A 551-nucleotide genomic window follows, 5' to 3' on the forward strand; every position below is an offset into this window, starting at 1 on the left:
ACATAACGAACTGTATCACCTGCATTCACCTGGGCATTACCTGTCTTCACAATACTTAATTGTGATTGTGCATTTACCTGCGTTGTAGCCGTTCCATTCACCGTRTTATTATTGGCATCTGTTGCACTCGCCGTATTCGTGATGCTACCGATAAAGTCAGGATTAATTTTACCGCTAATCTGTATGTTGATGGCATTGCCTGCACCAGCGGTAATACTACCGGTCAATGCAACATCACCGCTGCCGGTGCTGTTGCCTGTTATAGATGCGGCTCCGGTGGTATTGGCCGTCCAGCTTACACCGCCGAGTGTATCAGATACGATATCACTGATCCTCACACCAGTGGCATCAGATGGGCCGTCATTCGTTACAGTAATAGTATACTTCAGACTATCGCCTGCGATAGCGGTAGCTGCTGCTTGTTTCACGATACGCAGCGTCGGTTTCTTAGTCACCACGGTGATCACCGGCGTACTTGGAATAGAATCTCCTGTAGCTGGTTTCAGTACGGCAATATTAGATACGGAAGTATTCGTACCTGATCCTACCAC

The 551-nt window shown here is 47.6% G+C and carries 1 protein-coding gene; it reads right to left on the reverse strand.

Annotation, left to right across the window (positions count from 1 at the left end; translation table 11 throughout):
* On the reverse strand, positions 1 to 551 hold a 551-nt coding region (locus tag AC1DP6_RS36525), incomplete at both ends, for a hypothetical protein (RefSeq protein WP_477059316.1).

This window comes from Chitinophaga sp. 01L420 (genome assembly GCF_056399985.1).